This window comes from Bacillus spizizenii TU-B-10, assembly GCF_000227465.1.
Lineage (GTDB): Bacteria > Bacillota > Bacilli > Bacillales > Bacillaceae > Bacillus > Bacillus spizizenii.
Genome location: NC_016047.1, coordinates 2,847,923 through 2,872,948, shown reverse-complemented (window position 1 = coordinate 2,872,948; position 25,026 = coordinate 2,847,923). Strand labels below are relative to the sequence as shown.

At 45.5% G+C, this 25,026-nt stretch carries 24 protein-coding genes and 1 riboswitch; of the genes, 22 read left to right on the top strand and 2 right to left on the bottom strand.

The features are described 5' to 3' along the window. Positions 1-3: 3 nt before the first annotated feature. Positions 4-945 (bottom strand): ribonuclease HIII, encoded by a 942-nt coding sequence (gene rnhC / locus GYO_RS36370; protein WP_014114707.1) that lies wholly within the window; start codon positions 943-945, stop codon positions 4-6. Positions 946-1,078: 133 nt separating this feature from the next. On the opposite strand from rnhC, the gene zapA reads away from it, so the two are divergent. From zapA to GYO_RS36300, 14 genes are all read left to right on the top strand, one after another. Next, positions 1,079-1,336, top strand: a complete 258-nt coding sequence (gene zapA, locus GYO_RS36365) for a cell division protein ZapA (protein ID WP_003237682.1) — start codon at positions 1,079-1,081, stop codon at positions 1,334-1,336. 6 nt (positions 1,337-1,342) lie between these two features. Next, a complete protein-coding gene (locus GYO_RS36360) occupies positions 1,343-1,876 on the top strand; it encodes a CvpA family protein (protein WP_014114706.1) in 534 nt (177 codons plus the stop codon). A gap of 72 nt (positions 1,877-1,948) precedes the next feature. Next, positions 1,949-3,661, top strand: a complete 1,713-nt coding sequence (gene polX / locus GYO_RS36355; protein ID WP_014114705.1) for a DNA polymerase/3'-5' exonuclease PolX — start codon at positions 1,949-1,951, stop codon at positions 3,659-3,661. A 20-nt stretch (positions 3,662-3,681) separates the two neighbouring features. Next, positions 3,682-6,039 (top strand): endonuclease MutS2, encoded by a 2,358-nt coding sequence (locus GYO_RS36350; RefSeq protein WP_014114704.1) that lies wholly within the window; start codon positions 3,682-3,684, stop codon positions 6,037-6,039. A 14-nt stretch (positions 6,040-6,053) separates the two neighbouring features. Further along, positions 6,054-6,458 (top strand): DUF350 domain-containing protein, encoded by a 405-nt coding sequence (locus GYO_RS36345; protein ID WP_003222485.1) that lies wholly within the window; start codon positions 6,054-6,056, stop codon positions 6,456-6,458. Between the two features lie 188 nt (positions 6,459-6,646). After that, a complete protein-coding gene (gene lcfA, locus GYO_RS36340; RefSeq protein ID WP_014114703.1) occupies positions 6,647-8,326 on the top strand; it encodes a long-chain-fatty-acid--CoA ligase LcfA in 1,680 nt (559 codons plus the stop codon). A 124-nt stretch (positions 8,327-8,450) separates the two neighbouring features. Then, positions 8,451-9,035 (top strand): fatty acid metabolism transcriptional regulator FadR, encoded by a 585-nt coding sequence (fadR, locus tag GYO_RS36335; protein ID WP_003222489.1) that lies wholly within the window; start codon positions 8,451-8,453, stop codon positions 9,033-9,035. A gap of 14 nt (positions 9,036-9,049) precedes the next feature. After that, positions 9,050-9,826 (top strand): enoyl-CoA hydratase, encoded by a 777-nt coding sequence (locus GYO_RS36330; RefSeq protein WP_014114702.1) that lies wholly within the window; start codon positions 9,050-9,052, stop codon positions 9,824-9,826. A gap of 14 nt (positions 9,827-9,840) precedes the next feature. Beyond that, complete coding sequence (gene etfB / locus GYO_RS36325) at positions 9,841-10,614, top strand: electron transfer flavoprotein subunit beta (RefSeq protein WP_003222492.1); 774 nt, start codon at positions 9,841-9,843, stop codon at positions 10,612-10,614. Positions 10,615-10,649: 35 nt separating this feature from the next. Continuing rightward, complete coding sequence (gene etfA / locus GYO_RS36320) at positions 10,650-11,627, top strand: electron transfer flavoprotein subunit alpha (RefSeq protein ID WP_014114701.1); 978 nt, start codon at positions 10,650-10,652, stop codon at positions 11,625-11,627. Positions 11,628-11,840: 213 nt separating this feature from the next. Further along, the gene (gene abfB, locus GYO_RS36315; RefSeq protein ID WP_014114700.1) at positions 11,841-13,328 is read left to right on the top strand and encodes an alpha-L-arabinofuranosidase AbfB; all 1,488 of its coding nucleotides are present in this window, start codon (positions 11,841-11,843) and stop codon (positions 13,326-13,328) included. Between the two features lie 327 nt (positions 13,329-13,655). Beyond that, positions 13,656-13,970, top strand: coding sequence for a thioredoxin (trxA, locus tag GYO_RS36310; protein ID WP_003222500.1), 315 nt, complete (start codon positions 13,656-13,658; stop codon positions 13,968-13,970). A gap of 135 nt (positions 13,971-14,105) precedes the next feature. Next, positions 14,106-15,878: an excinuclease ABC subunit UvrC gene (gene uvrC / locus GYO_RS36305; protein ID WP_014114699.1), complete on the top strand. Its 1,773-nt coding sequence runs from the start codon at positions 14,106-14,108 to the stop codon at positions 15,876-15,878. Positions 15,879-15,942: 64 nt separating this feature from the next. After that, a riboswitch (Lysine riboswitch) is annotated at positions 15,943-16,122 on the top strand. Positions 16,123-16,247: 125 nt separating this feature from the next. Further along, entirely contained in the window at positions 16,248-17,477 is a 1,230-nt protein-coding gene (locus GYO_RS36300; RefSeq protein ID WP_014114696.1) for an aspartate kinase, read from the top strand. 43 nt (positions 17,478-17,520) lie between these two features. Here the strand turns inward: GYO_RS36300 and GYO_RS36295 are convergent, their stop codons facing one another. Continuing rightward, positions 17,521-17,967, bottom strand: a complete 447-nt coding sequence (locus GYO_RS36295) for a YslB family protein (RefSeq protein ID WP_014114695.1) — start codon at positions 17,965-17,967, stop codon at positions 17,521-17,523. A gap of 291 nt (positions 17,968-18,258) precedes the next feature. On the opposite strand from GYO_RS36295, the gene sdhC reads away from it, so the two are divergent. The 8 genes from sdhC (at position 18,259) to gerM (ending at position 24,998) form a co-directional block, all read left to right on the top strand. Next, positions 18,259-18,867 carry a succinate dehydrogenase cytochrome B558 gene (gene sdhC, locus GYO_RS36285; RefSeq protein WP_003222512.1) on the top strand — a complete coding sequence of 203 codons (609 nt, stop codon included), beginning with the start codon at positions 18,259-18,261 and terminating at the stop codon, positions 18,865-18,867. 33 nt (positions 18,868-18,900) lie between these two features. Then, a complete protein-coding gene (sdhA, locus tag GYO_RS36280; RefSeq protein WP_014114694.1) occupies positions 18,901-20,661 on the top strand; it encodes a succinate dehydrogenase flavoprotein subunit in 1,761 nt (586 codons plus the stop codon). A gap of 2 nt (positions 20,662-20,663) precedes the next feature. Continuing rightward, on the top strand, positions 20,664-21,425 hold the full coding sequence (gene sdhB, locus GYO_RS36275; protein ID WP_003222517.1) for a succinate dehydrogenase iron-sulfur subunit: 762 nt from the start codon (positions 20,664-20,666) through the stop codon (positions 21,423-21,425). Positions 21,426-21,484: 59 nt separating this feature from the next. After that, positions 21,485-21,928 (top strand): acyl-CoA thioesterase, encoded by a 444-nt coding sequence (locus GYO_RS36270; protein ID WP_014114693.1) that lies wholly within the window; start codon positions 21,485-21,487, stop codon positions 21,926-21,928. A 115-nt stretch (positions 21,929-22,043) separates the two neighbouring features. Then, complete coding sequence (gerE, locus tag GYO_RS36265) at positions 22,044-22,268, top strand: spore germination transcription factor GerE (RefSeq protein WP_003184172.1); 225 nt, start codon at positions 22,044-22,046, stop codon at positions 22,266-22,268. A 248-nt stretch (positions 22,269-22,516) separates the two neighbouring features. Then, positions 22,517-22,957, top strand: a complete 441-nt coding sequence (locus tag GYO_RS36260; RefSeq protein WP_014114692.1) for a MarR family winged helix-turn-helix transcriptional regulator — start codon at positions 22,517-22,519, stop codon at positions 22,955-22,957. A 7-nt stretch (positions 22,958-22,964) separates the two neighbouring features. After that, positions 22,965-23,783 carry a glutamate racemase gene (racE, locus tag GYO_RS36255; RefSeq protein ID WP_072182703.1) on the top strand — a complete coding sequence of 273 codons (819 nt, stop codon included), beginning with the start codon at positions 22,965-22,967 and terminating at the stop codon, positions 23,781-23,783. Positions 23,784-23,897: 114 nt separating this feature from the next. Continuing rightward, entirely contained in the window at positions 23,898-24,998 is a 1,101-nt protein-coding gene (gene gerM, locus GYO_RS36250; protein WP_014114690.1) for a spore germination protein GerM, read from the top strand. Positions 24,999-25,026 lie beyond the last annotated feature (28 nt).

The window sequence follows — 25,026 nt, the reverse complement described above, 5'->3', positions numbered from 1 at the left end:
TTTCTATGAGCGTTTTTTATCGGCAAGGCGCTGTGCTTTCTGTGTATTGGCAAAATGGAGTTTTGTAAAGGTTCTGAGAGCAGATGCCCCTTTTTTGAGGATCAGCTTGGCTGCCGCTTCATCCACGTGCGGGCCGGCCCCTTTCGGAAGTGGCATTCCTGCCTCACGCGACAGTTTATCCATTTCCATTAAAAACGAATATCTTGCAATGATTGAAGCAGCGGCGACTGACAAGTGAATGCCTTCAGCCTTTGTGCTGAAATAGATCCGCTCCCTCACAATGTCTCTGCCCCTTAAATGATTGAAGTAGACGCCTGGCTCAGCGAATTGGTCAATCAAAATGGCCTCAGGCTTTACCCCATCCATTTTTCTTAACAAATGGGTTATGGCTTGATTGTGCAGCAAAGCTTTCATTTTCCCTTGGCTCATGCCTTTTTCCTGCATGCTGTTGTACTTTTCATTCTTTAAAACCAACAGGCTGTATGGAATGGTTTTGATCAGGTTTCGGGCAATCTCAATGATTTGCGGATCCTTTAAGTCTTTAGAGTCCTTAACACCGAGTTCCTTCATTAAAGGAAGTATTGTTTTGTCGACGTACGCGCATACAACCGTCATCGGGCCAAAGTAATCTCCGGTTCCGACCTCGTCAGAGCCGATAACAGACATGCCGGCGATATCTGCCGGAGGGGCATAACGGGGGTCAGCCGGCTTTTTGGCCGTTTTCTTCTTTTCCTGCGGCTCTGCTGTTCCCCAGCGCGCGGATTCTGCAGCTGCGTTTTTGCCTTGAAACAAGACCTTGCCGGATTTATATGCTGTAATGGTACAGCCTGGCGGTTTCGCCTGAAAAACGGCTCCCTGCGGAACAGAGGCAGTAAGCGAACCGCTGTACGTCGTTTTCATTTGGTCAATAGCAGACAACGATACTTTTATCACAGAATGGGACACGTAATAATCTCCTTTTTTTACACTTTTCGCTGTATATACCAGTGTATCATAACAGCGGGAGGCTCGTCTTTCCATTCATTTAATAAACGTGTTATGATAAGAACTAGGATTCTCGCGGAATGGAGGAGAAACGTTGTCTGACGGCAAAAAAACAAAAACAACCGTTGACATTTACGGCCAGCACTTCACGATTGTCGGTGAAGAAAGCAAAGCCCATATGAGGTATGTCGCCGGAATTGTTGATGATAAAATGAGAGAAATCAATGAAAAAAATCCATACCTTGATATAAATAAACTTGCAGTGCTGACAGCGGTAAATGTGGTGCACGATTATGTCAAATTACAAGAGAAATATGAGAAACTGGAGCGTCAGCTTAAAGAAAAGGATTGAACAACTATGCTAGATATCATCATCTTAATCTTGCTCCTGATGGGGACTTTACTGGGGTTAAAACGCGGTTTTATCCTGCAGTTTATCCGCTTGACGAGCTTTATTTTATCGATCGCCTTTGCGGCTTTATTCTATAAAAATGTGGCGCCGCATTTAAAGTGGATTCCCGCACCCGACTTTTCAGCGGGACAGCCGGCTCTTTCTTTTTTTACGGGAAATTTGGAAGCAGCCTATTATAATGCGATTGCGTTTATCGTTTTATTTATCATCGCTAAAATCTTACTGAGAATCATCGGCTCATTCCTGAGTATTGTCGCCGGCATTCCGGTGATCAAACAAATCAACCAGGTGCTGGGCGCCGTTCTCGGTTTTCTAGAAGTCTATTTATTGACATTTGTGCTGCTGTATGTCGCATCCGTGCTTCCGGTAGATGCTTTGCAGCAAATGATGGGGCAATCGTCTCTCGCAAATGTGATCATTAACCATACACCGTATTTGTCAGGGCTTTTAGAAGAGCTGTGGACACAGTACGGGGCATAAAAAACTTCTCTTGTCCGGAGAAGTTTTTTTCGAGTATGATGGAAACATATGTGAACGTCTGGGGGTTATTGTATGCATAAAAAAGACATTATCCGGCTGCTTGAAACCATTGCAGTCTACATGGAACTCAAAGGGGACAACCCGTTTAAAGTATCCGCCTTCCGAAAAGCAGCGGCAGCCCTGGAACAGGACGACCGCAGCTTATCAGAAATGGACGATATGATGTCGCTGTCCGGAATTGGAAAAGGAACGTACAGCGTCATTAAAGAGTATATAGATGAAGGAAAGTCAAGCACGCTCGAATCGCTGCAGAAAGAAGTGCCGGAAGGGCTCGTGCCTTTATTGAAGCTGCCAGGGCTTGGCGGCAAAAAAATCGCAAAGCTGTATAAAGAGCTCGGCGTACATGATGCAGAGTCCCTGAAGGAAGCCTGTGAACAGCAAAAGGTACAAGGTCTTGCGGGCTTCGGCAAAAAATCAGAAGAAAAAATATTACAGGCGCTCGGAGAAGCCGGAAAACAGCCTGAACGGTTCCCGATCGGCTACGCCCTTCGGATCGCCCGGGACATTGAAGAGCACCTTTCTCAATTTACGGATATCATCAAATTTTCTCGTGCCGGAAGTCTCCGCAGAGCGCGGGAAACGGTGAAGGATCTGGATTATATCATTGCCACAGATCACCCGGCTGAAGTAAGAGAGCAGCTTCTTGCTCTGCCAAATATCAAAAGCGTGATCGCGAGCGGAGATACGAAGGTATCTGTCATCCTTTCCTTTGAATATGAAACTAGCGTCGATTTCCGTCTTGTGACGGAAGAGCAGTTTCCGACAACACTTCATCATTTTACGGGATCAAAGGATCACAATATTAAGATGCGCCAAATCGCGAAAGAACGCGGCGAGCGGATCAGTGAATACGGCGTCGAGACAGTTGAAACCGGAGACATCAAAACATTCCCGAGTGAACGTGAATTTTATGCGCACTTCGGCCTGCCGCTGATTCCGCCGGAGCTCCGTGAAAGCGGGCAAGAAGTGGAAACATACAGCGACAGCATTGAACTGATAGAGCCCGGGCAAATCAAAGGAGATCTCCACATGCACTCAACGTGGAGCGATGGTGCGTTTTCGATCAGAGAGATGGCTGAAGCATGCATGAATAAAGGCTATCAATATATGGCAATCACCGATCACTCGCAATATTTAAAGGTCGCCAACGGGCTGACTGCAGAAAGGCTCAAGCAGCAGGCAAAAGAAATTGACGCGCTCAATGGTGAATTTGAGAATTTCCGTATTTTGAAAGGTGTCGAGATGGATATCCTGCCTGATGGCACGCTTGATTATGATGACGACGTGCTGGCGGAAATGGATATCGTCATTGCATCGATTCATTCCAGCTTTAATCAGCCGGAACACGTCATTATGAAACGGCTTGAGACGGCACTGACCAACAAGCATGTTGACATTATCGCACATCCGACCGGACGCCTGATCGGCAGACGGGCCGGTTACGAAATTGATATTGATAAGCTGATTGAGCTTGCGAAGAAAACAAATACGGCGCTTGAACTCAACGCCAATCCTGCGCGTCTCGATCTGCGCACAGAACATTTAATCAAAGCAAACGAACAAGGGGTTACATTGGTGATTAATACCGATGCCCATAATATTGAGATGTTAGACGATATGAAAACCGGCGTTACTGCCGCGCGCAAAGGATGGACGGAAACGAAAAACGTTCTGAATGCCCGGTCACTTGAAGACGTAGAGGCATTCCTGAAGCGCAACGATTAAGTAAGGAGGCTCACACAATCGTGCAGCAAAAAGTATTATCAGCTCTTGAATTTCATAAAGTGAAAGAACAGGTTATTGAGCATGCCGCTTCATCGCTCGGAAAAGAAATGCTTCTCGAGCTTAAGCCTTCTGCTTCTATAGACGAAATCAAAAAACAGCTGGATGAAGTAGACGAAGCTTCTGCCATTATCAGGCTGAGAGGCCAGGCGCCATTTGGCGGCCTTACTGATATCAGAGGAGCGTTAAGACGGGCGGAAATCGGCAGCGTTCTCAGTCCCTCAGAATTCACTGAAATCTCAGGACTGCTTTATGCAGTTAAACAAATGAAACATTTTATCAGCCAAATGGCTGAAGATGGCGTCGACATTCCGCTGATCCAACAGCATACTGAACAGCTTATCACGCTGTCCGATTTAGAGCGGGACATTAATTCCTGCATTGATGATCACGGAGAAGTGCTTGATCACGCGTCGGAAACATTGAGAGGAATCCGCACACAGCTCAGAACACTTGAATCGAGAATCAGAGACCGGTTAGAGTCAATGCTGCGCTCCTCTTCCGCTTCAAAAATGCTTTCTGATACGATCGTTACGATTCGGAATGACCGCTTTGTGATTCCAGTCAAACAAGAGTACAGATCAAGCTACGGAGGAATTGTGCACGACACTTCTTCCTCAGGCGCGACACTGTTCATTGAACCACAGGCAATTGTAGATATGAACAACTCGCTTCAGCAGGCGAAAGTGAAAGAAAAACAAGAAATTGAACGGATTTTGCGCGTGCTGACAGAGCAAACGGCGGAGCACACAGAAGAGCTCTTTCAAGATTTGCACGTACTGCAGACGCTTGACTTTATTTTTGCAAAAGCAAGATACGCAAAAGCGGTTAAAGCGACAAAACCGATCATGAACGACAACGGCTTTGTCCGTTTGAAAAAAGCCCGCCATCCATTGCTTCCGCCTGATCAGGTGGTTGCCAATGACATCGAGCTTGGCGGCGACTTTTCAACCATTGTCATTACAGGGCCAAACACCGGGGGGAAAACAGTCACCCTTAAAACGTTAGGCCTGTTAACCTTGATGGCGCAATCCGGTCTTCATATTCCGGCAGATGAAGGATCAGAAGCCGCGGTATTTGAACATGTATTCGCTGATATCGGCGATGAACAGTCGATTGAGCAAAGCTTAAGTACGTTCTCATCCCATATGGTGAACATTGTCGGCATTTTAGAACAGGTCAATGAAAACAGCCTAGTGCTCTTCGATGAGCTGGGCGCAGGGACAGACCCGCAAGAAGGGGCGGCCCTCGCTATGAGCATCTTGGATGACGTGCACCGCACTCATGCAAGAGTGTTGGCCACGACGCATTATCCGGAATTGAAGGCGTACGGCTATAACAGAGAAGGCGTCATGAATGCCAGTGTGGAATTTGACATCGAAACGCTGTCGCCGACCTATAAACTTTTAATTGGTGTGCCGGGACGAAGCAACGCCTTCGAAATTTCAAAACGCCTTGGGCTCCCGGACCATATCATCGGGCAGGCGAAGTCAGAAATGACGGCCGAGCATAACGAAGTCGATACGATGATTGCGTCGCTGGAACAAAGCAAAAAACGTGCGGAAGAAGAGCTTTCTGAGACAGAATCAATTAGAAAAGAAGCAGAAAAACTGCATAAAGAGCTGCAGCAGCAAATCATCGAGCTCAACAGCAAAAAAGACAAAATGCTCGAGGAGGCTGAACAGCAAGCGGCTGATAAAGTAAAAGCGGCAATGAAAGAAGCCGAAGACATTATTCATGAATTGCGCTCAATAAAAGAAGAACACAAATCCTTCAAGGATCACGAACTGATCAACGCGAAGAAACGGTTAGAAGGCGCAGTTCCTACTTTTGAAAAGTCCAAAAAACCGGAAAAAACGAAAACGCAAAAACGTGACTTCAAGCCAGGTGATGAGGTGAAAGTCCTCACCTTCGGGCAAAAAGGAACACTGCTTGAAAAAACCGGCGGCAATGAGTGGAATGTTCAAATCGGCATATTAAAAATGAAAGTTAAAGAAAAAGACCTGGAGTTTATCAAATCTGCTCCGGAACCAAAAAAAGAAAAAATCATTACGGCGGTCAAGGGAAAGGATTATCACGTATCGCTTGAACTTGATCTTCGCGGCGAACGCTATGAAAATGCCCTAAGCCGTGTTGAAAAATACTTGGACGATGCAGTGTTAGCCGGATATCCAAGAGTGTCAATCATCCACGGAAAAGGAACCGGCGCTTTAAGAAAAGGCGTGCAGGATCTTCTGAAAAACCACCGCAGCGTCAAAAGCTCCCGTTTCGGTGAAGCAGGTGAGGGAGGATCAGGCGTTACGGTTGTTGAACTAAAATAAAAGGGAGTATGGCCATGAGTGATTTTTGGGAAAACGAGCTTGTGGAAATCGCGGCGTATTACAGTGTCGCGGTTCTCTGCCTCGTCCTCTTTTTGACTGTGTTTGAGCTGGTGACGGCTTATAAAAACTGGGAAGAGATTCAAAAAGGAAATCTTGCGGTGGCAATGGCAACCGGCGGAAAAATTTTAGGAATTGCAAACGTATTTCAGCATTCCATCTCCCAGCACAATTCTCTGCTGCAAATGATCGGCTGGGGCGTTTACGGATTTGTTATGCTTCTGCTAAGCTACTTTATTTTTGAGTTTTTGACTCCGCGGTTTAAAATTGATAAGGAAATCGAAAATGATAACCGGGCTGTCGGCTTTATTTCATTTGTCATTTCTGTCGGGCTTTCATTTGTGGTGGCAGCCGGAATATAAGGGGACGGAGAATAGATGGAAAAGCTTGCAAAAGTACTGCTCGCCGCGGCGGGAATCTTTTTGTTAATTGGTCTTATATATCTGTTCGTATTATGAGAAAAAGAAAGATTTACCTTTCTTTTTCTTTTTTTTGCCGTCCATCTGCTATAATGATAGGGTGGAACTCTAAAACCGAAAGGGGAGGTTTTATGCAGTCTCAAAAGCCGTGGCTTGCCGAGTATCCCGACGATATCCCGCATGAGCTTCCATTGCCGAACAAAACCCTGCAATCCATCCTGACAGACTCCGCCGCACGATTCCCTGACAAAACCGCAATATCTTTTTATGGAAAAAAACTCACCTTTCATGACATTCTGACGGATGCTCTTAAACTCGCAGCTTTTTTGCAGGGCAATGGCCTGCAAAAAGGAGACAGAGTGGCTGTCATGCTGCCCAATTGCCCGCAAGCAGTGATTTCTTATTATGGCGTTTTGTTTGCCGGTGGCATCGTGGTGCAGACGAATCCGCTCTATACCGAGTACGAGCTTGAATACCAGCTGAGAGATGCTGAGGCGAGCGTGATCATCACCTTAGATTTGCTTTTCCCAAAGGCAATAAAAATGAAAACGTTATCAATTGTAGATCAGATTTTGATCACCAGCGTAAAAGATTATTTGCCTTTTCCGAAGAATATTCTTTACCCGCTGACGCAAAAACAAAAAGTGCACATCGACTTTGACAGAAAAGATCACATTCACATGTTCGCTTCCAGCATGAAGGAGGAAAAAACTGAGCTCCTGACAATCCCGAAGATCGATCCTGAACATGATATAGCTGTCCTCCAATATACCGGAGGAACAACGGGGGCTCCAAAAGGAGTCATGCTCACGCACCAAAATATTTTGGCCAATACTGAAATGTGCTCCGCTTGGATGTACGATGTGAAGGAAGGGGCTGAAAAAGTGCTTGGCATCGTCCCGTTTTTTCATGTCTACGGACTGACGGCAGTGATGAATTATTCGATTAAACTAGGCTTCGAAATGATTCTTCTTCCTAAGTTTGATCCGCTCGAAACGCTCAAAATCATCGACAAACAAAAACCGACGCTCTTTCCGGGCGCACCGACAATTTACATTGGCCTTTTGCATCACCCCGAATTGCAGCATTATGATCTGTCATCCATTAAAAGCTGTCTTAGCGGATCAGCCGCACTGCCTGTGGAGGTAAAGCAGAAATTTGAAAAGGTAACTGGCGGAAAGCTTGTGGAAGGCTACGGCTTGTCTGAGGCATCCCCAGTGACACATGCCAATTTTATCTGGGGGAAAAACAAGCCAGGCAGTATTGGCTGTCCTTGGCCGAGTACTGACGCCGCGATCTATTCGGAAGAGATGGGTAAGCATGCCGCTCCATATGAGCATGGAGAAATCATTGTAAAAGGTCCGCAAGTCATGAAAGGATATTGGAACAAACCGGAGGAAACTGCCGCTGTACTGAGAGACGGCTGGCTGTTCACCGGCGACATGGGCTATATGGATGAAGAGGGCTTTTTCTATATTGCCGACAGGAAGAAGGACATCATCATTGCCGGCGGCTACAATATTTACCCGCGTGAAGTAGAAGAAGCGCTTTATGAACATGAAGCCATCCAGGAAATTGTGGTTGCCGGTGTGCCTGATTCCTATAGAGGAGAAACAGTAAAAGCATTTGTCGTGTTAAAGAAAGGCGCAAAAGCTGATGCAGAAGAACTGGACACTTTCGCGAGATCCCGCCTCGCTCCCTACAAGGTGCCGAAAGCCTATGAGTTCAGAAAAGAGCTGCCGAAAACGGCAGTCGGAAAAATTTTAAGAAGGCGTTTACTTGAAGAAGCCGAAAATCATCATGTCAAATAACAAATGACAAATGACATAAGAAAAAGAGAATACCTGCGAATAAACTTGACAAAGCCGAAAATCCTTTTTATCATGAAATTATGAATGAATAGTCATTCATTTCTATAGGAAGGAACGATGAACATTGAAGCAAAAACGGCCAAAGTATATGCAGATTATTGATGCAGCAGTAGAAGTCATTGCGGAAAACGGCTACCACCAGTCACAGGTATCCAAAATTGCCAAACAAGCCGGAGTGGCGGACGGCACCATCTACCTCTATTTCAAAAACAAAGAAGATATTTTAATTTCTCTTTTCAAAGAAAAAATGGGCCAATTTATTGAGCGGATGGAAGAGGACATAAAAGAAAAGACAACAGCGAAAGAGAAACTGGCGCTTGTGATTTCAAAGCATTTTTCCCTTTTAGCGGATGATCATAATCTCGCGATTGTCACTCAGCTTGAGCTCCGCCAGTCAAACTTGGAGCTGCGCCAGAAAATCAATGAAATATTAAAAGGCTACTTAAATATTTTGGATAGTATTTTGATGGAAGGCATACAATCAGGCGAATTAAAAGAAGGCCTCGATGTCCGCCTCGCCCGGCAGATGATTTTTGGAACGATTGACGAAACCGTGACAACTTGGGTTATGAATGACCAAAAGTACGATCTCGCTGCCTTGTCAGACAGCGTTTTAGAATTGTTGGTGTCCGGAATTCACAATAAGTAAAGGGGTTCTGTCCTATGAATGCAATTTCACTTGCGGTTGATCAATTTGTGGCAGTCTTGACGATTCACAATCCGCCGGCAAATGCGCTTTCCACCCGGATATTAGAAGAGCTGTCCTCCTGTCTTGATCAATGTGAGACAGATGCAGGCGTACGAAGCATTATCATTCACGGTGAGGGAAGATTTTTCTCAGCCGGGGCTGATATTAAAGAATTTACATCGCTTAAAGGCAATGAAGATTCCTCACTGCTGGCTGAGCGCGGCCAGCAGCTGATGGAAAGAATTGAAGGCTTCCCAAAACCGATTATCGCGGCGATTCACGGTGCTGCTCTTGGAGGCGGGCTGGAGCTTGCGATGGCTTGTCATATCAGAATTGCGGCAGAAGACGCCAAGCTGGGGCTTCCGGAACTTAACCTCGGTATTATACCGGGTTTTGCGGGAACACAGCGTCTTCCGAGATATGTCGGTACAGCCAAAGCACTAGAGCTCATCGGATCAGGAGAACCGATATCCGGAAAAGAAGCGCTTGATCTCGGACTTGTGTCACTTGGAGCAAAAGATGAAGCAGAAGTGCTTGAAAAAGCAAAAGCACTTGCCGCTAAGTTTGCAGAAAAAAGCCCGCAAACGCTGGCATCTCTACTTGAGCTTCTTTATTCCAATAAGGTGTATTCCTATGAAGGCAGCTTAAAGCTTGAAGCAAAACGGTTTGGAGAAGCATTTGAGTCAGAGGACGCCAAAGAAGGCATCCAGGCATTTCTCGAAAAAAGAAAGCCTCAGTTCAAAGGCGAATAAAAGGGGATATGATCATGAATCTATTTGTACTGATGAAACGGACGTTTGACACAGAAGAAAAAATCGTCATTGAAGCAGGAAAGATTCAGGATGACGGAGCGGAATGGATTATTAATCCATACGATGAGTACGCGATAGAAGAAGCCATCCAGCTAAAGGAAAAGCACGGCGGCACGATCACCGCCGTCACTGTCGGCGGCGAAGAAGCGGAGAAGGAACTGCGCACTGCGCTTGCCATGGGATGTGACCAAGCCGTTTTAATCAACATAGAAGATGATCTCGAAGAGCCCGACCAATATTCCATTTCTCAAGTTTTATACCACTATATGAAGGATCAGGAGTTTGATTTGATTCTCGGCGGAAATGTTGCCATTGACGGAGGTTCAGGACAAGTAGCGCCTCGGCTTGCCGAGCTACTGGACATTCCGTGCATCACAACGATCACCAAACTCGAAATCAGCGGCACTGATGCAGAAGCAGAAAGGGACGTCGAAGGGGATGTTGAAAAAATCAAAACGACACTCCCATTGCTTGTCACAGCTCAGCAGGGCTTAAACGAACCGCGCTATCCATCGCTTCCGGGAATTATGAAGGCCAAGAAAAAACCGCTTGAAGAACTAGAACTTGATGATCTTGATCTGGACGAAGAGGATGCCGAACCTAAGATGAAAACCATTGAACGTTTTCTGCCGCCGAAAAAAGAAGCCGGGAAGCTTCTCCAAGGTGAGCCTGCCGAACAGGCAAAAGAGCTCGTCTCATTGCTCCGCAGCGAAGCTAAAGTCATTTAAAGCTTGGACATTCAAAGAAACAGGGGGATGTTAGAATGGGAAAAAAAGTGATCGTACTCGGAGAAATTCGCGATGGAGAATTGCGGAATGTCACCTTTGAAGCATTAGCTGCAGGAAGAACCATTTCAGGCGATGGAGAAGTCATCGGTGTTCTCATCGGAGAAAATGTACAAAGCCTTGCACAAGAGCTTATCCATTACGGAGCCGATAAAGTTCTCACAGCTGAGGATCCGAAGCTGAAAGCATACACGGCAGACGGATACAGCCAGGTCATGAGGGCCATTATTGACCAAGAAAAACCCGATTCAGTCATATGCGGGCACACGGCCATGGGCAAAGACCTTTCACCGAAGCTCGCGGCCCGGCTGCAAACAGGCTTAATTTCAGATGCTACAGATGTAAGCGTTACCGGAGAGAATGTCGTGTTCACGCGGCCGGTTTACTCGGGGAAAGCATTTGAACGCGTCATTTCAACCGATCCGCTGATTTTTGCAACGATTCGCCCTAATAATATTCAAGCTTCAGAAAAAGACGCCAGCAGGTCGGGGAATATCGAAAGCGTTGATGTTTCTCTTACTGACCTCCGCACCGTTATCCAAGAAGTCGTGAAAAAAACAGCGGACGGCGTTGATCTCTCCGAAGCCAAAATTATCGTTGCGGGCGGCCGCGGAGTCAAAAGCAAGGAAGGATTTCAGCCGCTGCATGAGCTTGCCGAGGTGCTGGGGGCCGCAGTCGGGGCATCTCGCGGGGCGTGTGACGCTGATTATTGCGATTACGCTCTCCAAATCGGGCAGACCGGGAAAGTCGTTACCCCGGATTTGTACATTGCCTGCGGCATTTCCGGCGCCATCCAGCATTTGGCCGGCATGTCAAACAGCAAGGTGATAGTCGCCATCAATAAAGACCCCGAAGCGGATATCTTTAAAATAGCGGATTACGGCATCGTAGGCGATTTATTTGAAGTCGTCCCGTTATTAACTGAGGAATTCAAACAATTAAATATACACTCGTAAAGGAAACCCCGGACTGCTGAAGTTCGGGGTTTTTATATATATGAATACATACGTACAAATATAAATTTTATAAAAAATGTCGTTGACATGTACGAACATATATAATATGGTTACTTTAAAAGCGCTTACATTCATGCTGACTCCTCAGGCAAAAGACAGATCACATATTTGACTGTGGTGCTTTTCATATTCGTATGAAAGGAATGATCATGCATGTCTGAACATCAAGCAGTGATCCAAACAGATATTGTAAAAGGAACCATTAACAAAAATATATACGGTCATTTTGCGGAACATTTAGGAAGAGGGATTTATGAGGGCATTTGGGTCGGAACGGACTCGAACATTCCCAACATAAACGGAATACGAAAGGATGTGCTGGAAGCGCTCAAACAGCTGAATATTCCTGTCCTCAGGTGGCCGGGCGGGTGTTTTGCGGACGAATACCATTGGGCAAATGGTGTCGGTGACCGTAAGACGATGCTTAACACGCACTGGGGCGGTACAATTGAATCAAATGAATTCGGAACGCATGAATTTATGATGCTTTGCGAGCTGCTTGAATGCGAGCCTTATATTTGCGGCAATGTCGGAAGTGGAACGGTTCAGGAAATGGCGGAATGGATCGAGTATATGACGTTTGAAGAAGGCACGCCGATGTCAGACTGGAGAAAACAAAATGGAAGAGAGGAGCCTTGGAAGCTGAAATATTTCGGCGTGGGCAATGAAAACTGGGGCTGCGGCGGCAACATGCATCCTGAATACTACGCAGATCTGTATCGGCGTTTTCAAACCTATGTCCGCAATTACAGCGGGAATGAACTATACAAAATTGCAGGCGGCGCAAATGTGGACGATTTTCATTGGACGGACGTGCTCATGAAAAAAGCAGCTGGCCTGATGGACGGATTGAGTCTTCATTATTACACGATTCCGGGTGATTTCTGGAAAGGCAAAGGATCAGCCACAGAATTCACAGAGGATGAATGGTTCATTACGATGAAAAAAGCCAAATACATCGATGAATTGATTCAAAAACACGGCACGATTATGGACCGGTACGATCCGGAGCAGCGGGTCGGGCTGATTATTGATGAATGGGGCACGTGGTTTGATCCTGAGCCAGGCACGAACCCTGGTTTCCTGTATCAGCAAAACACCATTCGTGATGCACTGGTGGCGGCTTCTCATTTCCACATTTTCCATCAGCATTGCCGCCGAGTGCAAATGACCAACATCGCCCAAACAGTAAACGTTCTTCAAGCGATGATTTTGACTGAGGGAGAGCGGATGCTTTTGACACCGACGTACCATGTATTTGATATGTTTAAGGTACACCAGGACGCTTCTCTTTTAAACACTGAAACAACGTCTGCTGACTATGAATGGAAGGGTGAAACGCTGCCGCAAATCAGTATTTCAGCCTCGAAACATGCAGAAGGCGATATCAATATCACGATCTGCAACATTGATCACCAAAACAAAGCGGAGGCTGAGATCGAGTTGAGAGGCATTCACAAGACAGCGGACCATTCCGGAGTCATTCTGACGGCTGACAAAATGAATGCGCATAACACGTTTGACGATCCTCATCACGTCAAACCGGAATCTTTCAGCCAATACACGCTCAACAAAAACAAACTGAAAGTAAAACTCCCGCCAATGTCAGTCGTCTTACTCACGCTGCGTGCTGATTCTTAATCGCGTGAGAGCGCCGGAGCTTCATGCCGGCGCTCTTTTTCATGTTTTAAAACAGCTCCGCCAGGGCATGGTAAAGGTACATGACAGTGAAGAGGAGATGTTATTCTATGCTTCGTACCATTCTAATGATCATCGGGGCGATTGTAGTCATTGGGGCCATTATCAGATTCGTGTTTTAATGCAAAGAGACATAACCCATTCAATCCAGATAAACATGAGTAAACCGATTGTGATCAGGAAAAAATAATTTGTAAGCATTAAAATAGCGTGAACGAATGGGAGATGCTATACTAAAAATCATCATTTCACAATTGGAGGAATTCAATAATGGCTATCGTAAAAGCAACTGATCAATCTTTCTCAGCTGAAACAAGCGAAGGCGTCGTACTGGCTGACTTCTGGGCTCCTTGGTGCGGACCTTGTAAAATGATTGCACCTGTTCTTGAAGAACTAGATCAAGAAATGGGAGACAAACTGAAAATCGTAAAAATCGACGTGGACGAAAACCAAGAAACAGCCGGAAAATACGGCGTTATGAGCATCCCGACACTTCTTGTGTTAAAAGACGGAGAAGTAGTTGAAACTTCTGTCGGCTTCAAACCGAAAGAAGCGCTGCAAGAGCTTGTAAACAAACATCTTTAATTCTCGGCTGCTTACATGCCAGAGCGATTCCGATTGAGGGATCGCTTTTTTTATTCGCCAATCGTGAAGCATAGAGAAAAACAAACGTTCGTGTTAAACTGGAAACAAAGGATTAAACATAAGGAAGGGTAATATATGAACAAACAACTGAAAGAAAAACTCGCCCTCCTTCCCGATCAGCCCGGGTGTTATCTCATGAAGGACCGGCAGCAGACTGTGATCTACGTAGGAAAAGCAAAAGTGCTGAAAAACAGAGTGCGCTCCTACTTCACCGGTTCTCACGATGCGAAAACACAAAGGCTTGTGACGGAAATCGAGGATTTTGAATATATCGTGACGTCCTCCAATCTTGAAGCGCTTATTTTAGAAATGAACTTGATCAAAAAGCATGATCCGAAATACAACGTCATGCTGAAAGACGACAAAACCTATCCTTTCATAAAACTCACCCATGAACGCCACCCAAGGCTGATTGTCACCCGCAATGTCAAAAAAGACAAAGGGCGCTATTTCGGGCCGTACCCGAATGTACAGGCCGCAAGGGAAACAAAAAAACTGCTCGACCGTCTGTACCCTCTCAGAAAATGCTCCAAGCTGCCGGACAGAGTGTGCCTCTACTATCATCTGGGCCAATGTCTCGCTCCGTGCGTAAAGGATATTTCCGAAGAGACGAACAGAGAACTGGTTGAGAGCATTACCCGTTTCTTAAAGGGCGGCTATAATGAGGTCAAAAAAGAGCTTGAAGAGAAAATGCATGAGGCTGCTGAGAATCTTGAGTTTGAACGGGCAAAAGAGCTTCGTGACCAAATCGCCCATATTGAATCAACGATGGAAAAACAAAAAATGACGATGAACGATCTAGTCGACCGTGACGTATTCGCGTACGCATATGATAAGGGCTGGATGTGCGTACAGGTCTTTTTTATCCGCCAAGGAAAGCTCATTGAACGCGATGTCAGCATGTTCCCGCTCTATCAGGAAGCAGATGAAGAGTTTCTTACGTTCATCGGGCAGTTCTATTCAAAAAACAACCACTTTCTTCCAAAGGAAATTTTAGTTCCGGACAGCGTTGATCAATCCATGATTGAGCAGCTGCTGGAAACAAACGTCCACCAGCCGAAAAAAGGCTCGAAAAAAGAACTGCTTATGCTGGCCCATAAAAACGCGAAAATCGCGCTGAAAGAAAAATTCTCCTTAATCGAACGGGACGAGGAGCGCTCAATCGGGGCTGTCCATAAACTGGGTGAAGCATTGAATATTTATACCCCGCACAGAATTGAAGCGTTTGATAACTCAAACATACAGGGGACAAACCCGGTTTCCGCGATGATCGTGTTTATCGACGGCAAACCGAACAAAAAGGAATACCGCAAATATAAAATCAAAACCGTTACGGGACCGGATGATTACGGCTCAATGAGAGAGGTTGTTAGGAGGCGCTATACGAGAGTGCTTCGCGAAAATCTGCCGCTGCCTGATCTGATCATCATTGACGGAGGAAAAGGGCAGATCAACGCTGCAAGGGATGTCATTGAAAATGAACTCGGCTTGGATATCCCGATCGCCGGTTTAGCCAAAGACGAAAAACACAGAACTTCAAATTTATTAATCGGAGATCCGCTGGAGACGGTGTATCTGGAACGAAACAGTCAGGAATTTTATCTCCTGCAGCGCATTCAGGACGAGGTGCACCGTTTTGCGATCAGTTTTCACAGGCAAATCCGCGGAAAAAGCGCGTTTCAATCCGTATTGGACGACATCCCGGGTATCGGAGAGAAAAGAAAGAAAATGCTGTTAAAGCATTTCGGTTCGGTTAAAAAAATGAAGGAAGCAAGCCTTGAGGACATCCAAAAAGCGGGTGTTCCCGCAGCGGCTGCTCAGCTGCTTTACGACAAATTGCAAAAATAATGTTGTCCTTTTAAAAAAGATCTGATAAAATGTGAAATAATTTCATAGTTAGATCGTGTTATATGGTGAAGATAGAGGTGCGAACTTCAAGAGTAAGCCTTTGGAGAAAGATGGATTCTGTGAAAAAGGCTGAAAGGGGAGCGTCGCCGAAGCAAATAAAACCCCATCGGTATTATTTGCTGGCCGTGCATTGAATAAATGTAGGGCTGTCAAGAAATCATTTTCTTGGAGGGCTATCTCGTTGTTCATAATCATTTATGATGATTAATTGATAAGCAATGAGAGCATTCCTCTCATTGCTTTTTTTATTGTGGACAAAGCGCTCTTTCTCCTCACCCGCACGAACCAAAATGTAAAGGGTGGTAATACATGGGTCTTATTGTACAAAAATTCGGAGGTACTTCCGTCGGCTCAGTCGAAAAAATTCAAAATGCGGCAAACCGCGCGATTTCAGAAAAGCAGAAGGGCCATCAAGTCGTTGTTGTCGTTTCAGCTATGGGAAAATCCACTGACGAATTGGTCGGCCTTGCAAAAGCAATTTCTGACCAGCCGAGCAAACGCGAAATGGATATGCTGCTGGCGACGGGCGAGCAGGTCACCATTTCCCTGCTTTCAATGGCGCTGCAGGAAAAAGGCTATGACGCTGTGTCCTATACTGGCTGGCAGGCGGGAATCCGCACGGAAGCCGTTCACGGAAACGCCAGAATTACAGATATCGACACTTCGGTTTTAGCAGACCAGCTTGAGCAAGGAAAGATTGTCATTGTGGCAGGATTCCAAGGCATGGCAGAGGATTGCGAAATCACGACATTGGGCCGGGGCGGTTCAGACACAACAGCAGTCGCTTTGGCTGCCGCATTAAAAGCGGATAAATGTGACATATACACGGACGTGCCCGGAGTGTTTACAACCGATCCGCGCTATGTGAAATCAGCGAGAAAACTTGCCGGCATCTCATACGATGAAATGCTTGAGCTTGCCAATTTGGGCGCCGGCGTTCTTCATCCGAGAGCCGTTGAATTCGCGAAAAATTACCAAGTGCCATTAGAAGTGCGTTCAAGTACAGAAACAGAAGCGGGAACATTAATTGAGGAGGAATCATCCATGGAGCAAAATTTAATTGTCAGAGGCATTGCGTTCGAAGATCAAATCACAAGAGTAACCATTTACGGTCTGACTAGCGGCCTGACAACCCTGTCTACTATTTTTACAACACTTGCCAAAAGAAACATTAACGTCGATATCATTATCCAAACGCAGGCCGGAGCAAATCAGACCGGAATTTCCTTCTCAGTTAAAACAGAAGACGCAGACCAAACCGTTGCGGTGCTTGAAGAGTATAAAGACGCGCTTGAATTCGAGAAAATCGAGACAGAAAGCAAATTGGCTAAAGTATCCATTGTTGGATCCGGCATGGTCTCAAATCCTGGTGTAGCAGCTGAAATGTTTGCTGTACTGGCGGAAAAAAACATTTTAATCAAAATGGTCAGCACATCTGAAATCAAAGTATCAACAGTCGTAAGTGAAAATGACATGGTGAAAGCAGTTGAAGCGCTGCACGATGCATTTGAGCTTTCAAAACACCCTTCAGCTGTGTAATGACAATCAAAAAGGCGGGACTATATAGTCACCGCCTTTTTGATTACACTGGGTCTTTCATATCCCATTTCACAGTCAGAACCACCTTATCGGCTCTCTTTTTCACTTGTTCATATGATTCGGCAATCTGGTCATTCATCAATTGAATTTGTTCAGCAATAAAACCAGCCTCCAGCTGAAAGCATGGTTCTTTCTGATGTTTAAGCCGGTTGGAAACGATCGGCCCTTCAAGTTCAAATTCAAGCTCCTGTTTTTTAGCGCTTACGTTGGTGAGGGTTCCCCAGCCCGCTTCTTCAAAGAAGGCCGGAAATTCCTCCCATGATTCAAGAGGAAACTTACGGGCGAGATGTTTCCCAGCCCAATACATCATGGAAGAGTAATCTTGGCCAAGCATATCTGGGAGAACGATCTCTCGTATTAGTTCGTAGGCATAGGCATTCATTTCAATTTCTTTTAGGTTGTCAATAGATGCTTCAAATTTAGACTTCATATCTGTCTCCCCTCTCTCCTTGGTATATTATAGCCCAAACAGGGGGGAGGATTACAGAATGATCCTATAATTCTTATGAAAAATTAAACAGAAACATATATTGATAAAATAAAATTTTTAAATCAACTATTCAATTCGGAAAATTATAATTTATGTACGCGTTTTCTTGACGCCCTTTTGAGGGAGGAGTAAAATGAAATTGTCAATAAATCTTAATAAAGTGCTTACAATTGAAAGAAGTGGGGGAAGAGATTTAGCACATTTCGCACTTATCAAACAGGGGGTAAAGTAATGTCTGGGAACAGAGAGTTTTATTTTCGAAGATTGCATTCCTTGCTTGGCGTCATACCGGTCGGCATCTTTCTCATTCAGCATTTAGTCGTCAACCAGTTTGCCGCAAGGGGCGCTGAAGCATTCAATAGTGCTGCTCATTTTATGGATAGTCTGCCTTTCAGGTATGCCTTGGAAATTTTTATTATCTTCTTACCATTAATTTATCATGCAGTTTATGGTGTGTACATAGCGTTTACTGCAAAAAATAACGCAGGTCAATACAGCTATATGAGAAACTGGCTCTTCGTCCTGCAGCGTGTAACCGGTATCATCACCCTCATTTTCGTGAGCTGGCACGTGTGGGAAACCCGTATTGCCGCACAAATGGGCGCTGAGGTCAATTTCGACATGATGGCGAATATTTTGAGCTCTCCGGCTATGCTTGGCTTTTACATTGTCGGTGTTTTATCAACAATTTTCCACTTCTCAAACGGTTTATGGTCTTTCGCTGTTACATGGGGCATCACGGTAACGCCTCGTTCTCAAAGAATTTCGACTTACGTTACGCTGATTATTTTTGTTGCACTGTCTTACGTAGGCTTAAAAGCGATTTTTGCATTTGTTTAAGAGTACTAGATTACTAGAGGGAGAGGGGCTATCATGAGTCAATCAAGCATTATCGTAGTCGGCGGGGGTCTTGCCGGCCTCATGGCGACAATTAAAGCAGCGGAATCAGGAATGGCGGTTAAGCTGTTTTCCATCGTTCCTGTCAAACGTTCTCATTCGGTTTGTGCGCAAGGCGGCATAAACGGAGCGGTCAATACAAAAGGGGAAGGTGACTCTCCGTGGGAACATTTTGATGACACTGTATACGGAGGAGACTTTCTTGCAAACCAGCCGCCGGTTAAAGCGATGTGTGAAGCGGCGCCTTCTATCATCCACTTATTAGACCGGATGGGCGTCATGTTTAACCGGACGCCTGAAGGGCTGCTTGATTTCCGCCGATTCGGGGGTACACAGCACCACAGAACAGCTTATGCGGGTGCGACGACGGGACAGCAGCTGCTTTACGCACTGGACGAGCAAGTGCGCAGATACGAAGTGGCGGGTCTGGTTACAAAATACGAAGGCTGGGAATTCCTTGGCGCTGTATTAGATGATGACAGAACCTGCCGCGGAATTGTTGCGCAAAACCTGATAAACATGCAAATTGAATCCTTCCGTTCAGACGCTGTCATCATGGCGACGGGCGGACCGGGAATCATTTTTGGGAAATCGACTAACTCCATGATTAATACAGGGTCTGCTGCGTCGATCGTTTATCAGCAGGGAGCGTATTATGCAAACGGAGAATTCATTCAAATCCACCCGACAGCCATACCGGGCGATGACAAACTAAGACTGATGAGCGAATCAGCGCGCGGTGAAGGCGGTCGCGTGTGGACATATAAAGACGGTAAGCCGTGGTATTTCTTAGAGGAAAAATATCCGGCTTATGGAAACCTGGTGCCGCGTGATATTGCGACACGCGAAATATTTGATGTATGCGTCAACCAGAAGCTCGGCATTAACGGCGAAAACATGGTGTATCTCGATCTGTCTCATAAAGATCCGAAAGAGCTTGATATCAAGCTTGGCGGCATCATTGAGATTTATGAGAAATTCATGGGAGACGACCCGCGGAAGCTTCCGATGAAAATCTTCCCGGCGGTCCATTATTCAATGGGCGGTTTATGGGTGGATTACGATCAAATGACAAACATCCCGGGACTGTTTGCAGCCGGGGAATGTGATTACTCTATGCACGGCGGCAACCGCTTGGGGGCAAACTCTCTGCTCTCCGCGATTTACGGAGGAATGGTGGCCGGACCGAATGCGGTGAAATATGTAAACGGCTTAGAATCTTCAGCAGAAGACATGTCCTCATCTTTATTTGACGCTCACGTTAAAAAAGAAGAAGAAAAATGGGCTGAGATTATGAGTATGGACGGAACCGAAAATGCCTATGTTCTTCACAAAGAGCTTGGTGAGTGGATGACGGCGAACGTCACAGTTGTCCGCCATAACGACAAGCTATTGAAAACGGATGACAAAATTCAGGAATTAATGGAGCGATTTAAAAAGATCAACATCAATGACACAACAAAATGGAGCAACCAGGGGGCAATGTTCACACGCCAGTTCTCGAACATGCTTCAGCTTGCAAGGGTGATTACCCTTGGCGCATACAACCGCAATGAAAGCCGGGGCGCCCATTATAAACCGGATTATCCTGAACGTAATGATGATGAATGGCTCAAAACAACAATGGCTAAACATGTAAGCCCGTATGAAGCGCCGGAATTTGAGTATCAGGATGTCGATGTATCACTGATAACGCCTCGGAAGCGGGATTACTCGAAGAAGAAGGTGGCGAAATAATCATGAGTGAACAAAAAACCATACGATTTATTATCACACGTCAAGATACAGCTGACAGCACGCCTTACGATGAAGAATTTGAGGTTCCATACCGCCCGAACCTGAACGTCATTTCCGCCCTGATGGAAATTCGCCGGAATCCGGTTAACGTGAAAGGTGAAAAGACAACCCCTGTCACATGGGATATGAACTGTCTTGAAGAAGTATGCGGCGCATGTTCAATGGTCATAAACGGAAAGCCCCGCCAGTCTTGTACGGCACTTATCGATCAGCTTGAACAGCCGATCCGCTTAAAACCAATGAAAACATTCCCAGTCGTGCGTGATTTGCAGGTTGACCGGAGCAGAATGTTTGATTCATTGAAAAAGGTAAAAGCGTGGATACCGATTGACGGCACGTACGATTTAGGACCGGGACCGAGAATGCCGGAAAAACGCCGTCAATGGGCATATGAATTATCAAAATGCATGACGTGCGGCGTCTGCCTCGAGGCCTGCCCGAATGTGAACAGCAAATCGAAGTTCATGGGGCCGGCACCGATGTCTCAGGTCCGCCTGTTTAACGCACATCCGACAGGCGCCATGAATAAATCTGACCGATTAGAAGCACTGATGGATGAAGGCGGCCTTGCAGATTGCGGCAACTCGCAAAACTGCGTTCAATCCTGTCCGAAAGGCATCCCGCTCACTACTTCCATTGCAGCCTTAAACAGAGATACAAACTTACAAGCGTTCCGCAATTTCTTCGGAAGCGACAGAGTATAAGAAGAAACAACCTCTTCCGCATGGGAGAGGTTTTTTTAACAATAAGGAGATGAATAAAGATGAAGCTTCCCGCTTATATTGATGAGCCGTTTCAAGAATGGAAAGAGTCCTTTTCTTTTTTTAATGAAGTATCCGTGCGTTTTTCCGAGACGGACATGTTTGGCCATATGAATAATGTAGTCCCTTTCATATACTTTGAGGAGGCGCGGATTTCTTATTTTAAAAAGCTGAATATGATGAATGAAAACAAACAGACCATGACAGTCGTGGCAAGCCAGCAATGCGATTATTTGCGCCAAGTCATGCCTTATGAAGAGCTGCGCATCTATGTGAAAACAAGTGCCGTCGGCAGCTCATCCCTTACCTTGCATTATCTCGGAGAGAACCGCAATGGCGAACCCTGCTTTACTGGAGCAGTTGTGATGGTCCAAGTCTCAAAGGAAAGCGGCAAGGCTGTCAGCTGGACGGATGAGGAGAAAGAAACGCTTCTCCATACACCATAAACTAATTCTCTTGTAAACGTCACCTCCTGTGCCCTTCTTACATATGATATCTCGACTATATCAAAACCCATTCGTTTCTGATTCGCTCTCACCTTAGCAAGGAGGGTTACAATACTTGAAGGAGAAAGAATTTCAATCGAAGCCGCTGCTAACGAAAAGAGAAAGAGAAGTGTTCGAATTGCTCGTTCAAGATAAGACAACAAAGGAGATTGCAAGCGAGCTATTTATCAGTGAGAAAACCGTTCGAAACCATATTTCAAATGCCATGCAGAAATTGGGTGTGAAAGGGCGTTCGCAAGCCGTTGTTGAGCTTCTTAGAATGGGTGAGCTAGAGCTTTAATCCTTGCCGGTATTCCTTCTTTTTAGGAAGGAGCCGGTTATTGCTGTTTGTTTGGAACGTTCGAAACCATATTTGGAATGCTATGCAAAACTTGGATGGCAAGGCGTAAAACAAATTTTTCTATTTGATGTTATTTGCCTAAAGTCCTCTATTTCTCTCCAGCGAGTCTTGCATTTTCTTCAAAAAAGAAGGAAAATAGACACGGAACGCTTTTGAGCGTAAGAGATCCTTGAGTGAGGGATGGACAAATGACATCAAAACCTTTGGAGCATGTTGCGGATATTGAAAAGTCACTCCGCCACATTGCCGCGATCATTAAGCAAAAAGGACGAGAAATCCTTAACCAATATGCGATTACGCCGCCGCAATTTGTCGGCCTGCAATGGCTTTATGAATTAGGAGATATGACAATCGGCGAACTATCGGGCAAAATGTATCTGGCATGCAGCACGACAACGGACTTAATCGACCGTATGCAAAAAAATAAGCTTGTTGAGCGGGTCAAGGACCCGGCGGACAGACGCGTTGTTCGGATACATTTGCTGCCTGAAGGAGAACGGATTATCCAAGAGGTCATTACCAAAAGGCAGGAATATCTGCGTGATATGTTCGAAACGTTTACAGATGAAGAAATAGCCATCTTCGAAAAATCATTGATGAAACTGCAGCATGAAATGAAGAGAAAATGAGGCGATTTTGTTGGAACAACCAATAGGAGTCATTGATTCCGGGGTTGGCGGTTTAACCGTTGCAAAGGAAATCATGAGACAGCTACCAAAAGAAAATATTATCTACGTCGGGGATACGAAACGGTGTCCATACGGGCCGCGCCCTGAAGAAGAAGTGCTTCAATATACGTGGGAGCTGACGAATTATTTACTCGAAAACCACCACATCAAAATGCTCGTGATCGCCTGCAACACAGCAACAGCGATCGCATTGGAAGACATCCAGCGCAGTGTCGGTATACCTGTGGTCGGAGTGATCCAGCCGGGTGCGAGAGCAGCGATAAAAGTAACAGAAAATCAGCATATCGGTGTCATCGGTACAGAGAATACGATTAAGAGCAATGCGTACGAAGAGGCGCTTTTAGCATTAAATCCTGATCTGAAGGTTGAGAACCTTGCCTGCCCGCTGCTTGTGCCTTTTGTGGAAAGCGGGAAGTTTCTTGATAAAACAGCAGACGAGATTGTCAAAACATCGCTGTACCCGTTAAAAGACACATCGATTGATTCGCTGATTTTAGGCTGCACCCACTATCCTATTTTAAAAGAATCCATTCAGAGATATATGGGAGAGCACGTAAACATTATTTCGTCCGGCGATGAAACAGCAAGGGAAGTCAGCACGATTCTCTCATATAAAGGGCTGCTGAACCAGTCTCCGATTGTTCCTGATCATCAGTTCCTGACAACAGGAGCACGTGATCAGTTTGCAAAAATTGCAGATGACTGGTTTGGCCATGAGGTGGGCTATGTGGAATGCATCTCACTGCAAGAACCGATTAGAAGATAGTTTTCCCCGCAACAGCATGTTGCGGGTTTTTTTCTGTTTTGCCGGAATTCTTCGGTCTATTTCCTAATAAGGCTCGTATACATAATAGTACAAACAGCCTTAGGAGGGAAAAGTATGCTGAAAAAAGGACCTGCAGTCATTGGTGCCACTTGTCTCACCTCTGCCTTGCTTTTATCCGGATGCGGTTTGTTTCAATCTGATAAGGCAGCTGAGGAAATTGATCCGCCTCAAGACGTTACATACGTGAACGATGAAGCGGGGGCCAATTCAAATACAACAGCAGCCGAAAAAACAGAAAGTGAAAAAAACGATACCGCCAAAGCGGATCAAGCCTCATCTACAGTCATGAGGGAGCTTTATCTCATTGATAAAAACGGGTATGTCGTTGCCCAAACGCTGCCCCTTCCGAAAAGTGAAGGCACGGCCAAACAGGCGCTTGAATACCTCGTTCAGGGCGGACCTGTGTCAGAAATTCTTCCGAATGGCTTCAGAGCCGTATTGCCGGCTGACACAACCGTTAACGTTGACATCAAAAAAGATGGGACAGCAATAGCTGATTTCTCTAGTGAATTTAAAAATTATAAGAAGGAAGACGAACAGAAAATCGTTCAATCTGTGACATGGACGCTTACGCAATTCAGTTCGATAGATAAAGTGAAGCTGAGAATAAACGGCCATGAACTGAAGGAGATGCCTGTAGGCGGCACGCCGATCTCAGATGATTTAAGCCGAGAAGACGGAATTAATATGGAAACATCTGGTGTAAATGATCTCACTGCAACACATCCGCTCACAGTTTATTATTTGGCGGAAAACGAAGACAGTGAGTACTACGTGCCGGTGACGAAACGGATCGACAATTCGGAAAAAGACGACATCACAGCAGCGATCAATGAATTGGCTAAAGGCCCAAGCAAGGTGAGCGGGCTGTTAACAGACTTCAGTGAAGATGTAAAGCTGGTCAGCAAACCGAAAATCAAAGACGGACGGGTGACGTTAGATTTCAATCAATCTATATTCGGCAGCGCCGATGAAAAGACGAAAATGATTTCTTCAGAAGTGCTGAATAGCATTGTGCTGACGTTAACGGAGCAACCGGAGGTAAAAAGTGTCTCTGTTAAAGTAAACGGGAAATCAGAGCTTGTAAATGAAAAAGGCGAAAAGCTCACAGAACCGGTCTCCAGACCTTCTCAAGTGAATACGGGTAGTTTTTAAATTGGGATTTTTGATATACTAGAAAGAA